General features: G+C 62.4%; 12 protein-coding genes and 1 riboswitch. Of the genes, 4 read left to right on the top strand and 8 right to left on the bottom strand.

Going from position 1 to position 12,215, the window contains the following annotated elements; all coding sequences use genetic code 11:
* Nucleotides 1–251: 251 nt before the first annotated feature.
* Together ACX80O_RS14600 and ACX80O_RS14595 are read right to left on the bottom strand one after the other, a co-directional pair.
* Nucleotides 252–755, bottom strand: a complete 504-nt coding sequence (locus ACX80O_RS14600; RefSeq protein WP_459333878.1) for a hypothetical protein — start codon at nt 753–755, stop codon at nt 252–254.
* 71 nt (nt 756–826) lie between these two features.
* Nucleotides 827–1,171, bottom strand: coding sequence for a hypothetical protein (locus ACX80O_RS14595; protein WP_459333877.1), 345 nt, complete (start codon nt 1,169–1,171; stop codon nt 827–829).
* A gap of 642 nt (nt 1,172–1,813) precedes the next feature.
* Here ACX80O_RS14595 and ACX80O_RS14590 point away from each other — a divergent pair.
* From ACX80O_RS14590 to ACX80O_RS14580, 3 genes are all read left to right on the top strand, one after another.
* A complete protein-coding gene (locus tag ACX80O_RS14590) occupies nt 1,814–1,960 on the top strand; it encodes a hypothetical protein (RefSeq protein ID WP_459333876.1) in 147 nt (48 codons plus the stop codon).
* A gap of 15 nt (nt 1,961–1,975) precedes the next feature.
* Nucleotides 1,976–2,314 carry a hypothetical protein gene (locus ACX80O_RS14585; protein WP_459333875.1) on the top strand — a complete coding sequence of 113 codons (339 nt, stop codon included), beginning with the start codon at nt 1,976–1,978 and terminating at the stop codon, nt 2,312–2,314.
* A gap of 222 nt (nt 2,315–2,536) precedes the next feature.
* Nucleotides 2,537–3,127: a hypothetical protein gene (locus ACX80O_RS14580; protein WP_459333874.1), complete on the top strand. Its 591-nt coding sequence runs from the start codon at nt 2,537–2,539 to the stop codon at nt 3,125–3,127.
* Nucleotides 3,128–3,147: 20 nt separating this feature from the next.
* On the opposite strand, the gene ACX80O_RS14575 is transcribed toward ACX80O_RS14580, so the two are convergent.
* The 5 genes from ACX80O_RS14575 to ACX80O_RS14555 form a co-directional block, all read right to left on the bottom strand.
* Nucleotides 3,148–4,515 (bottom strand): LLM class flavin-dependent oxidoreductase, encoded by a 1,368-nt coding sequence (locus tag ACX80O_RS14575; protein ID WP_459333873.1) that lies wholly within the window; start codon nt 4,513–4,515, stop codon nt 3,148–3,150.
* Between the two features lie 7 nt (nt 4,516–4,522).
* Nucleotides 4,523–5,860 carry an MFS transporter gene (locus tag ACX80O_RS14570; protein ID WP_459333872.1) on the bottom strand — a complete coding sequence of 446 codons (1,338 nt, stop codon included), beginning with the start codon at nt 5,858–5,860 and terminating at the stop codon, nt 4,523–4,525.
* 39 nt (nt 5,861–5,899) lie between these two features.
* A riboswitch (SAM riboswitch) is annotated at nt 5,900–6,014 on the bottom strand.
* A 63-nt stretch (nt 6,015–6,077) separates the two neighbouring features.
* A complete protein-coding gene (locus ACX80O_RS14565; RefSeq protein ID WP_459309091.1) occupies nt 6,078–6,347 on the bottom strand; it encodes a hypothetical protein in 270 nt (89 codons plus the stop codon).
* A 52-nt stretch (nt 6,348–6,399) separates the two neighbouring features.
* Nucleotides 6,400–7,419, bottom strand: a complete 1,020-nt coding sequence (locus ACX80O_RS14560; RefSeq protein ID WP_459333871.1) for an NADPH:quinone reductase — start codon at nt 7,417–7,419, stop codon at nt 6,400–6,402.
* Between the two features lie 62 nt (nt 7,420–7,481).
* A complete protein-coding gene (locus ACX80O_RS14555; RefSeq protein WP_459333870.1) occupies nt 7,482–7,994 on the bottom strand; it encodes a hypothetical protein in 513 nt (170 codons plus the stop codon).
* A 55-nt stretch (nt 7,995–8,049) separates the two neighbouring features.
* On the opposite strand from ACX80O_RS14555, the gene ACX80O_RS14550 reads away from it, so the two are divergent.
* Nucleotides 8,050–8,568, top strand: a complete 519-nt coding sequence (locus ACX80O_RS14550) for a flavin reductase family protein (RefSeq protein WP_459333869.1) — start codon at nt 8,050–8,052, stop codon at nt 8,566–8,568.
* A 26-nt stretch (nt 8,569–8,594) separates the two neighbouring features.
* Here the strand turns inward: ACX80O_RS14550 and dnaE are convergent, their stop codons facing one another.
* A complete protein-coding gene (gene dnaE / locus ACX80O_RS14545) occupies nt 8,595–12,161 on the bottom strand; it encodes a DNA polymerase III subunit alpha (RefSeq protein ID WP_459309085.1) in 3,567 nt (1,188 codons plus the stop codon).
* Nucleotides 12,162–12,215 lie beyond the last annotated feature (54 nt).

Raw genomic sequence — 12,215 nt, 5'->3', positions numbered from 1 at the left:
GATGTCGCGCACGGCGGCCGCCCCCTGAAAGGACCACATCCGGTCCATGATGGTGGATTCAAGCTGGCCAAGACGATGCATGCCCGAACCCTTTCTTCTTGCAGTAAACCGGAACCGTACCGTAAGGATCCAATCCTACCGTGCATAGTAGATCCCGCCCACGAGTGGTTGTGGTGCCTGCAAGCCGATGCCCTGAGCGCGACCCTCTGCCGGACTCTCCACCGAACGAGTGCCTTGAGCACGTCTAGGGTTCAAATATTTGCGGCGAGCATGGCGCGGCCGCGATTGAGGATTGTGGTGATGCAGGAGCGTTCTTGCCGGGTGAAAGATGGTCTGTAGTGCTCGCCATCGGGCGTGGTGCTTGCTAGGTTGTTGCCGAAAAAGAGCTTGTCATAGCAATTGGAGGCTTCTGTTCCGTCGTCATTCAGGGATACGCCCAAACTGCGAGCTATGTCGTTGAATAGGTTCCAGCCGTTGAGTATCTGCGCGCAGATTGCATCTGTTGCCGGAAGGTCCAGCAGTTGCTCTAGTCCATCAAGGTTGAGTGGCTCATCGTCACCCTGTTCCAGGATCAGGCCGCAGCGATGCGCCACCATTGCGACCCCCTCCCCAACAGCACCAGACACAATTTTCCCGTTACTAACAAGTACGCAATCGGTATCGGTCTCACGATCGCCGGTTCCGTCGTCCGTCTGCCACACGAGGGCGACTATCTGGCCGCGGAAGTGGATCCGGTACTCGTAGGAGATCATCACTTTCGGATACTACTCGTAAGCCCATGCTTTTCAGCTCACTAGAGTCGGGCAACGCCGCAGCACGCTGGTGTCTATGTGTCCCATGAAGGTTTGAATCGGTGACGTAATCGATCCAGCCACACGACTGGACCGAAGGTGCCCCTCCGAGCACCGTCACCCTCGGCGGCTTCTGGTGGATCCCGGTGCCACCCCGCCCGGGTGGTGAACCGCTCCGTATCCGCCATCGCGGCCTCGTACTCGGTGCGGTCGAACACCATTATCTGGGGCAAGAGCAGCGTTGGATCATAGGCCCCGGGGTCCTCGTCGTCTTCGCCAGCCCAATGTGGTTGCCTCCAAATGACTGTGTCAGCATCGAAGTCGAGATATACAGCAAGATTGCCGTCCCGGTCGCCGAACACGCCGCGATACTCGCCCACCCACCGGAATACTGCTGCACGCGAGAAGCGGCGTGCAAACGGAGAAACACACGCGCAACCAGGCCACTCAGTGTGGCGCGACACGCCCGTTAGCTGGTTCCTGCACAGAAAATCGCTATCAACATGTCATTTCCGATCAACAGGATTCGTCGTACTATCGACCGGCTTCGGAACGCTTTGGCTACTGGCAGACGGAGGATTTCCGTGGCGGATCAGTGAGGGCGTTCGTTGGATTCGGCTGACAGAAGTCACGCGAAGATGCATCTCTCGCCGCCCACGAAAGGCAGCGAGCTTTGGCTGGGATGTGGTCGGGAAAATCTTTCTCTGCTAGCCCCACCCGGGCCGTAAACCGATTCCATGGGCTCTCCACCTCGGCCTGTTACTCGTCCTCAGTTACACGGGCCAGGGCATCAGAGGTGACCCCACCTGAGCCGACGGCGAAGTGGTCCGCAACGAAAACGCGGGTCTCATCCATCGGCCCCTTGAGTCAGGCATTGCCATAGCAAAGGGCTGCACCCGTTTGTTCCCCATTCAGAGATTCTGGTTCTACGTCCGCCCTGGTAACCACGAGCAATAGCCAAAGGCTACAGCTGCTCATTCGGCGATCCCCCACCGCTCTGCCACCTCGCTTAGTATGGTCGCATGGGGACCGTCTTGGATAAGCGACAACGGCATATTGTTCCGATCGTGGCGGTCGGCGTTCTGAGCACCGCAGCGTACGCGTTGATCGGCGCACTACAGATTCTCGTCTGGAACCCCATGGCGGCCGTTCCGGGTATGAGCCTCTAAGAGATCAATACTGCTATGTCGTCTGCGAACGAACAGCTAGTGGAAGCCCCGGTTTATATGTGGGCACTGACCGGTCCGATCCTCGCGCTTATCGTCGGCGCCTTCGCTATCGTCAAATACCCTGACTTGCCGTGGATGATTAGCCGGTTCTTCCTGATCATCGTCATGCTCGGGATGCCTGCCTACTTCTTTGCCTCTTTTAATCCTGGAATGAGCATCGCTGACGCGTTCGCCACCTCAGGCGGAGACCATGCCCCCTGGAGCAATATTCTCTCCGCCATGAGCCTCCTCTCATTGATCCTCCTACTGGTCACCGCTACAAGGAAGGATCAGCCCCATCGGAAGGCTGCCTAGTTGTAGTCCTCCTTGCATGCTTCGATCGAGTATTAGACGAAACCCCCAAACCTGCTCAGGATCGGCGCTGACGAGGCGATACGCACCTTCCCCGCCCGAGGAAATGCCGGGGAAGGTAGCCCAACCGCTGCAGCCACATCATGGATCGACAGGCTTCTCTGGCACCCGAACCGATGGTTGAATCACCCTTACTTCGGGAGTCCGCAGTAGCTACGCTGAGGCATGGACGATATCGGACGCGCCAAGGTGGGCAAATGGGAGAAGATTCAATATCTGGTCCTGATTGGCATCTTCTTTCCGGCCTACCTGATCTGGGGTGTGCTCGAGGGCCTCGGCATCAGCTTCTGGGCCAGAACCGGGTTTACCCTCTTCATCTACTTTGGTCTGTTGTATCTCCTCGGTCGACCCGCTGGGGCCGAACGCCGACGACGACTTCAGACCGAGTCGGATCGCGGGATTTTCGACTGCTCCATCCGCTTCGCCAATGCCCTGCCCGGCTCGTTGCGGGACCTGTGGGATGACGGCGTCGCACAGCAAACGGGACAGGGAATGGATTTCCAGACTCAAATGGGTGATCTGCAGCCTGCGCCAGCCGGCCTCAAACGGACCTACGTCATTCTGGACATCCTGGACCGGGTTGAGCCGATCAGGAAACCACGGGTCTGGCGTCGCGGGTGGGCTGTTGCCGTCCTGCAAACCGATAAGGGAATGATGCATCTCGCAGCGGATGAGGACGCGCTGGCACGTCTAGAAGAGGCCCTGTCGACGTCGACCGAGGACAGGCCTCAGCCCGGCGACTCGTCGAATCGATGACAACACCAATTATGCCCAGCTCATCCTTGGCGGAAGCGGGCGCCGTAATGGTCATCGGCCAGGCGGGGCCCCTCTCCGAGAATGATTTCTCGGAGAGTGGTCCCGGGTTGCGGGGCCTCCGGCAACAGTCCCCGTCGGCGCAATTCGGGTGAGACAAGGCGCACGAATTCTTCCAGATCTGCTGGACGCACTGCGTTCGACAAGTTGAACCCGTCAACGTCGCCCTCATCCATCCACCGTTCCAGCTCGTCGACGACAGTCGATGGGGAGCCCGTAATGACCGGGCCCCGTCCCCCGATGGCCACAAAGTGCGCCAGCTCGCGGACCGTCCACACCCGCGACGGATCCAGCTTGGTAAAGGCGGCCAATGCGGATTGGTTTCCCTCGGTTTGCACGTACTCCAGGGTGCTGTCCAGGTCGGCTGTGCTGAGATCCACACCGGTCCAGCCAGCAAAAAGAGCTAGCGCGGCCTGCGGATCAATGTAGCGGGTGTAGTCGTCCAACCGCGCCGTAGCGGATTCTTCCGTTTCCGCCACAATGACCGTTGCCATCGCGAAGATCTTCACAGAGTCCCGCGCGCGCCCCTGGGCAGCAAGCGCTGCACGAATGCCGTCCACCCATTTGCGTGTCAGCTCGGTGGAGTAGCCGCTGAAGAAGATCGCCTCGGCGTGGTTCGCAGCAAAGGCCTGTCCCCGGGGCGAAGCTCCGGCTTGAAACAACAAGGGCGTGCGCTGAGGTGATGGCTCGGTGAGGGCAGGCCCAGGAACGGTGAAATGTTCACCCACGTGGCCGATGCCTCGCACCTTCGCGGGGTCAACAAAGACGTTGGCTGCCTTGTCTGCCCTGACCGCATCATCATCAGCCGAGCCTTCCCACAGCTTGTAGACCACGTCCATGTACTCCTCAGCGCGGTCATACCGTTGGTCGTGCGGAATTTGTTCGGTGAATCCAAGATTCTGGGCGGCGGAGTCCTGATAGGACGTGACGATGTTCCATGCCACCCGCCCGTTGGTGAGATGGTCGAGGGTGCTGAATTTTCGCGCCAACAGGTAGGGCTGTTCGTAGGTGAGGGATGCGGTGACTCCGAAGCCGATGTGGCTGGTGGCCGCCGCCAAAGCGCTCACGATCAGCAGTGGGTCCAGCATCGGGTATTGCACTCCGCCACGAACAGCTTCATCAGCGTTCCCGGCGTAGATGTCATACTGTCCCAGAATATCGGCGAAGAAGATGCCGTGGAAGCCTCCCTCTTCCAGCGTCGTAGCCAGGGAGGTCCAATAGGTGAGCTCGTTGTACCGGCGGCTTTGATCCTCAGGATGTCTCCACAGACCAGGCGACTGGTGAACTGGGACTAGCATTTCAAAGGCGTTGAGCAGGATGGACTTCGTCACTGTTCTCCTAGAAAGTATCGGGGGTTGACTTGTCTTTGGCGTAAGCACGGGCCGGGTCCTTCGCGGCAAAGGCGGCAATAGCGGACAGCGCCGCCAGCAGGGTCAGATACCCGCAGATCAGCCAGGGCTGACCGCCACCACCATTGAGGAGAGCCGCCGCGATGAACGGTGTGAGACCTCCTGAGAGGACTGTGCCCACCTGATAGCCGAACGACACTCCGCTGTAGCGCAGATGCAACGGGAACTGCTCCGCAAACCACGCCGCCTGCGGGCCATAAATAGAATCGTGCAGGACGTTCATTCCCAGAATCATCACCAGCGGCAGCAGGACGAGCGGTCCATGATCGAGGAACCAGAACAGCGGCCACACAAAAATGCCGATACCAATCGTGCCCGCTATGGCGATGGGCCGCCTTCCGTAACGGTCGGAGAGCCACCCCCAGAACGGACCCGAGATCAGTCCTACCGCGGAGCCGACCAGGACCGCGGTCAGTCCCGACGTCGTATCATCCCGGCGGGAACTGATGTATCCGAGGAGGTACACGGTGAGCACCACAAATAGTGCCGGTTGAGCCAGCCGGAGACCAATAGCCACCAGCAGGCTACGACGGTGATATCTCAGCACCTCAGCAATGGGTGCCTTCGCGGTGTTGTTCTCCGCCTTGAGCTGCTGAAACTGGGGTGCGTCCTCAACACCAAGCCGGATGACCAACCCAATGATCACCAGTACAGCGCTGGCCAGGAAAGGGATCCGCCATCCGAAGTATTGAAACTGCTCGGCAGTCATGGCCAGCTGGGTGAGGGCGAAGGCGCTGGTGGCCAGCAGCATGCCCGCGGCGGAACCGACCTGGGTGAAGCTGCCGAAGAACCCGCGGAGGTGTCGTGGAGCGTGTTCGACCGAGAGCAGGGCCGAGCCTCCCCATTCGGCGCCGGCCGATAGCCCTTGCAAGAGGCGGAGCGCCACCAGCCCGACGACGGCGAAGCTGCCAATACTGTCGTAGTTGGGTAGGAGACCAATGCCCGTTGAGGCAACTCCCATGGTGAGCAGGGACGCCACCAGCAGGGCTTTGCGCCCGATCCGGTCACCGAGATGGCCTGCCAGGATCCCGCCCACCGGTCGCGCGAAGAAGCCCACGGCGAAGGTGGCGAATGATGCCAGGACGCCAGCGAGTGCCGAGGACTGCGGGAAGAACTGGGTGTTGAAAATCAGCGCCGCGGCCGTTCCATACAGGTAGAAGTCGTACCACTCGATGGTGGTGCCAACAAAGGCGGAACTGAGGACACGCTTCTTGTCACGGATGCGGATTGCGGGTGTGGGCACCGCAACGGATTCGACGACGGACATGGAACAACCCCTTGCACATCAGGCGCAACCGGTTCAGCGACGCCATACTTGCCCGTGCGGTTCCGCATCGGGCCGAATCATCACCTGGGGCACCCCGCTACAGCGGGAGGGTTGCCGCCCGACAAACCAGGGTTTTGCGTCGGGGCTCTTGATTCTGCTTTCGAGACTATGGTCTGACGCCGCTGCTACTAAAGCTGATGACGCCACATGACCAGACCTACGGCCGCGGACCGTGCAGTTGACCGTACTGCGGCGGTCCGTCAACCGCGTCGGGTGAGGGGAGACAGCTGGTGAACAGAAAGGCGATGGCGAACGCCCACAATCCGGCGCCCCACCCCACATCGCTGCGGAGGACGTTGTCTGTTCCTCCCGAGGTCACCACGGCAGCAACGATCCCCACAAAGAGTCCCGCCGAGACGCCCAGCACCAGCCCACGTCCCAGGCGTCGCAGGAGACGGCGAACGAGATCCCGATGCACGAACGCCATTTCCCACTCCTCGGAACAGTCTCAGTCAGCTGCGCAAACGCGCGCTTTTTTGTTAGCCTAGCTCGGCCACGCGGATCAGGACCTTGCCAGTGACGCCATCCTCGACGGCGTCGTGCGCGGCCGCTGTTTCCTCGAGCGGGAACCAGGTGAGCGGGAGCCCCGCCGACTCCCCCACCGGCAGCGCGCCAGCCCGCAGCGCAGCGGTAATGTCCTCGGCGGCGGCGTGCAGGGCAAAGGATCCCACCGTGTACAGGAGCAGACCCTGCCAGCGGACGTTCTTCGCAAAGCTCGCAACAATCGGGGTGGTGAAATCGTCCCCATTGTTGTTTGCGTAGTAGGCGATGCTCCCGTGGTTGGCGAGCACCTCGATGTCGAGCCTAGCGTTCTGGGCCGGAGCCACCTCCACCACCTGGTCGACGCCATCGGGTGCAATCCCGAGGATGCGGTCTGCCAGTGAGTCATCGGGGTACCGGAGAACGTGATGCGCGCCGGCGGCGGAGGCAAGCTCTGCCTTCGAGTCACTGCTGACCGTCGCGATGACTGTCGCACCCGCCCAGACAGCCAACTGGATCGCTGCATGACCCACCGCACCCGCTCCACCCTGGACAAGAACCACGCGGCCCGCAAGGGCGCCCGGTGCGAGCCGGGATGGACCGTGCTCGTGAACGGTCAGCGCCCGGTGCGCCGTCATCGCCGGAACACCGAGGCTGGCGGCGACGTCAAAATCAATGCCTTCCGGTAGTTTTACGACCCGGTCAGCCGGAAGGACGGCAAACTCCTGGGCGGTCCCGGTCGGCCGCCCGTGGGCCGCAAGGTACACCCATACCCGGTCGCCGACCTCTGCGTCCGTCACGCCCTCACCCAGCGCATCCACTATCCCGGCACCGTCCTGGTTCGGGACCAGCTCCGCGAAGGCCACATCCCCGGCGGAGCGCGCCTTCCAGTCGGTGGGATTCACGCCCGAGGCGGCGATGCGAACCCGCACTTCTCCCGGACCGGGAGCAGCGACGTCGCGGTCGGCGAGGGAGAGAACGGTTGAGGGGCCAGTGTCGGAGTAAACGATTGCTTTCATGGCTGATGGAACGGGCTGGCCCCACGCACTATTCCCGGGACGTCGGGGACCTAAGGCGCGAGCTAGGGGTGGCGTTTGCCCCAGGCCAGCTCGATCAGCGCCGAAATGAACACCACCAGCGCCGCTGCGGCGGGCCAGATAGCTGCCGCGCCCAGCGAGTGCAGCACAAACTCGGGATCGGCCCCGAACATCATGCCCAGCCACTGTCCGACGACGACGGCGAGCACCGACCCGATCAATGACCCGCCCACGGCTGCGCCGATCCGCTGCCAGGCCCCAGGCAGGTCCATCCGCTGAACCAGGAGCCATCCCACCACAATGCCGACCACCAGCTGGAGACCGCCCAGCGTAAGATCGCGCAGCAGGCCAGCCTCTTCGGGGACTGGGTCGCCGTAGAGTCCGCCGCCGGGCGCAGCGAACCACCAGGCAGCTCCCATCAGGAGCCCTAACCCCGCCATCGCGCTGGCCCACCACAGCAGGGACGTGGGCGGAACCGCTGTGTCATCGGTGGTGACCGCGTACACGGGCGGCGGATAACTGCCGGGCTGCTCGGCATCAGGAGTGGAGGGGTGCATGACTTATACATTAACAAAGTTATGCGTCGACTGGACCTCGCCTAGGGTGGGGGGCGTGGATCCCCTAGACCCAGCCGACCAGCCTGTCACCGACCCGACGGAAGCCTTCCGAGACGCCTTCCGCCGCCATCCGGCTGGGGTGACGATCATCACCGCGGTCTATCAAGGAAAACCCTACGGATTCACCGCGACGTCGGTATCATCCCTGTCCGCGGCCCCGCCGCGCTTCACCTTCAATATGGCCCGCACCTCGTCCTCCTGGCCCGCGATCGCGAACACCAACTACATTGGCGTGCATATGCTCGGCCTCGCCAACCGGGAACTCGCAGACCGGTTCGCGAGGAGCCGTGACCGTTTCGACGGGGACCACTGGAAGCCCGGACCGCACGGGGTACCGCTCCTGGCCGACGTCGCAGCTCACCTGATCGGGCGGATCAGCATGCGGCTGTCCTTCGAGAACAACGCCGTGGTGGTGGCTGAAGTGCAGTCCGGCGAGGTGGGCCCGCCCGGGGTCCCCCTCCTCTATCACGGCGGGGCGTACGGGCAGCCCGCCGCGCTGGACTACGAGATCTGACCGGCCGGTCAGACGTCCAGTTCCGGTTACACGTCCAGGCAGGCGGGGCCCAGCAGCACCTTGAGGTCGCCGAAGAGCGACGACGTCGGGTTGACCCGCAGTTCGACCCCCAACCGCATGACCTCTACCTTCCGGTTGCTGTTCAACCGGATCTGGACTTCGCTGGTGCCGGGGTGGGTTCTCAGGACGTCCCGCAGTGCGACGACCGCCGTCTCGGTGGCCTTGTGGTGGGCCATCGAAATGACCACCGGCCCCGAATGTCCTTCGCTGAGATCCGGGACGCTCAACTCCTGGGCGTTGAGGGTTACCGCGCCGTCGTCGCGCCGCTGTAGCCGTCCGCGGACGACGACGATCAGATCCTCCGCGAGCACACCGGCGATCGGACCGTAGATCTGACCGAAAAACATGACCTCCATCGACCCGGCTAGATCCTCGATCTCGGCGCGGGCATAGGCGTTGCCGCTGTTCTTCGCGATCCGTCGCTGCAGCGACGTGATCATGCCGGCGATGGTGACCATGGCGCCGTCGGCCGGCCCCTCGTCGCTGATAATTGACGTGATCGACGAATCGGCGTGCTGGCTCAGGATCCCATCGAGACCCTGCAACGGGTGGTCTGAAACGTAGAGGCCCAGCATGTCCCGTTCGAAGGAGAGCTTGTCCTTCTTCTCCCACTCCGGCAGGTCGGGCACCTCCACCGAGAGTCCGCCCACCGATCCGGGTTCGTCGAAGGCACTGAACAGGTCAAACTGGTTGGCCGCCTCGTTGCGTTTGAGGACGATCACCGAGTCGACTGCCTCCTCATGGATCATCGCGAGTGCCCGGCGCGGGTGCTTCAACGAGTCGAAGGACCCGGCTTTGATCAGCGATTCGATGGTCCTCTTGTTGCAGACCACCGCCGGCACCTTCTGAAGGAAGTCGCTGAACGAGGTGAAGGCGCCCTTCTCGGTGCGGGCTCCCACCATGGCGCCCACGACGTTGGCACCCACGTTACGGATCGCACCCATCCCGAACCGGATGTCGGTACCGACCGGGGTGAAGTTGACGCTCGACTCGTTGACGTCCGGCGGCAGCACGGTGATACCCATCCGACGGCACTCGTTGAGGTAGATCGCCAGCTTGTCCTTGTCATCGCCGACGCTGGTGAGCAGCGCCGCCATGTACTCGGCGGGGTGGTGCGCCTTGAGGTACGCCGTCCAGTAGGACACCAGGCCGTAAGCGGCCGAATGGGCCTTGTTGAAGGCATAGTCGGAGAACGGTAGCAGGATGTCCCACAGGGTCTTGATCGCCGCTTCCGAATACCCGTTGTCTTTCATGCCGTTGGCGAAGCCCTCGTACTGCTTGTCCAGCTCGGACTTCTTCTTCTTGCCCATCGCCCGACGGAGGATATCCGCGCGTCCCAGCGAGTAGCCGGCGACCTTCTGGGCGATGGCCATCACCTGCTCCTGGTACACGATCAGGCCGTAGGTGGTCCCCAGAATCTCGGCGAGTGGTTCTTCCAGCTCGGCGTGGATGGGGGTCACCTCCTGCACGCCGGTCTTGCGCAGCGCGTAATTGGTGTGCGAGTTGGCGCCCATGGGTCCGGGCCGGTACAACGCGATGACGGCCGAAATGTCTTCGAAGTTGTCGGGGCGCATCAGCTTCAGGAGGGCGCGCATCGGCCCGCCGTCGAGCTGGAACACTCCGAGCGTGTCGCCGCGGGCCAGCAGGTCGTAGGAACCCTTGTCCTCGAGGTCCAGGTCTTCGAGCACCAGCTCGATGTCCTTATTGAGTTTAATGTTCTCCACCGCGTCGGTGATGATCGTCAGGTTCCTCAAGCCGAGGAAGTCCATCTTGATCAGGCCGAGGTTCTCACACGTCGGGTAGTCGAACTGCGTGATGATCTGGCCGTCCTGATCACGGCGCATCAGCGGGATGATGTCGATCAGCGGGTCCGAGGACATGATGACGCCGGCGGCGTGCACGCCCCACTGCCGCTTCAGCCCCTCCAGACCCAGCGCCGTCTCGAAGACTTTCGCTGCGTCAGCGTCGGACTTCAGGAGCTCACGGAGTTCCTCGGCCTCCGAGTACCGTTTGGCGTCCTTGTTGTGCACGTCGGTGAGGGCGAGCCCCTTGCCCATGACGTCGGGTGGCATGGCTTTGGTGAGCCGCTCCCCCATCGAGAACGGGTAGCCCATCACCCGGGAAGAGTCCTTCATGGCCTGTTTGGCCTTGATGGTGCCGTAGGTGACGATCATGGCCACCCGCTCATCGCCGTACTTCTCGGTGACATAGCGGATCACTTCCGAACGGCGCCGATCATCGAAGTCGACGTCGAAGTCGGGCATCGACACACGCTCGGGGTTGAGGAACCGTTCGAAAATCAGCCCATGCTGCAGCGGATCGAGGTCGGTGATGCGCATGGCGTAGGCAACCATCGACCCGGCACCGGAGCCACGGCCGGGACCCACCCTGATGCCGTTGTCCTTGGCCCAGTTGATGAAGTCGGCAACCACCAGGAAGTAGCTGGGGAAGCCCATCTGGGTGATGACGCCGGTCTCGTATTCGGCCTGCTTGCGGACGGCGTCGGGGATCCCTGCCGGGTAGCGGAACTGCAGCCCGGTCTCGACCTCCTTCACGAACCACGATTGCTCGCTTTCCCCCTCCGGGACGGGGAAGCCCGGCATGTAGTTCGCCTTGGTGTTGAACTCGACGTCGCACCGCTCGGCAATGAGGAGGGTGTTGTCGCAGGCGTCGGGGAAATCGCTGAAGATGGAGCGCATCTCGGCGGGGGATTTGAGGTAGAACTCGTTGGCGTCGAACTTGAACCGCTTGGGATCCGCCATTGTGGAACCGGACTGCACACACAACAGGGCGGCGTGGGCTTTGGAGTCCTCCGCGTGCGTGTAGTGCAGGTCATTGGTGGCCACCAGCGGCAACCCCAGCTCACGGGCCAGCTTGATCAGGTCGGCTTTGACGTTGCGTTCAATGTCCAGGCCGTGGTCCATCAGTTCGCAGAAAAAGTTGTCGGCACCGAAAATGTCCCGGAAGTCGGAGGCCGCCTGGACTGCCTCACGGTACAGGCCGAGGCGCAGCTTGGTCTGCACCTCGCCCGAGGGGCACCCGGTGGTCCCGATCAGGCCCTTGCCGTAAGTCTGCAGCAGGTCCCGGTCCATTCTCGGCTTGTACAGGTACCCCTCCAGCGAGGCCAGGGAGGACATCCTGAACAGGTTGTGCATGCCCTCGGTGGTCTCGGACCACAGGGTCATGTGGGTGTACGCGCCGGCTCCGGAGACGTCGTCGCGTCCACCACCGCCCCACTTCACGCGGGTCTTGTCCGCACGAGCCGTCCCAGGGGTGAGATACGCCTCCACCCCGATGATGGGCTTGATCCCGGCCGCGCGGGCCTTGTCCCAAAAATCGAAGGCCCCGAAGACAAACCCATGGTCGGTGGTGGCCAGGGCGTTCATGCCCAGTTCCTCGGTGTGGCTGAACAGATCAGTCAGCCGTGCGGCGCCGTCGAGCATTGAATACTCGGTGTGATTGTGCAGGTGAACGAAGGAATCTTCGCGGGTTGGCTTGGCCGGGGAAGCTTGGGGGGATGCTGTTGAAACCACCCTCCCATTCTAGGTCAGCCGGCCCCCTCCTCCGGCTGACCTGCCGAGCCGGAG

It is taken from the genome of Arthrobacter glycogeni, assembly GCF_054511155.1.
This window is presented reverse-complemented; position numbering and strand designations above follow the sequence as displayed.

Excerpts from the sequence above, each read along its gene's own strand:
- ACX80O_RS14590 (WP_459333876.1), top strand. The coding sequence starts at position 1,814 with ATGGGGACCGTCTTGGATAAGCGACAACGGCATATTGTTCCGATCGTG.
- ACX80O_RS14585 (WP_459333875.1), top strand. The coding sequence starts at position 1,976 with ATGTCGTCTGCGAACGAACAGCTAGTGGAAGCCCCGGTTTATATGTGG.
- ACX80O_RS14580 (WP_459333874.1), top strand. The coding sequence starts at position 2,537 with ATGGACGATATCGGACGCGCCAAGGTGGGCAAATGGGAGAAGATTCAA.
- ACX80O_RS14570 (WP_459333872.1), bottom strand. The coding sequence starts at position 5,860 with ATGTCCGTCGTCGAATCCGTTGCGGTGCCCACACCCGCAATCCGCATC.
- ACX80O_RS14565 (WP_459309091.1), bottom strand. The coding sequence starts at position 6,347 with ATGGCGTTCGTGCATCGGGATCTCGTTCGCCGTCTCCTGCGACGCCTG.
- ACX80O_RS14560 (WP_459333871.1), bottom strand. The coding sequence starts at position 7,419 with ATGAAAGCAATCGTTTACTCCGACACTGGCCCCTCAACCGTTCTCTCC.
- ACX80O_RS14555 (WP_459333870.1), bottom strand. The coding sequence starts at position 7,994 with ATGCACCCCTCCACTCCTGATGCCGAGCAGCCCGGCAGTTATCCGCCG.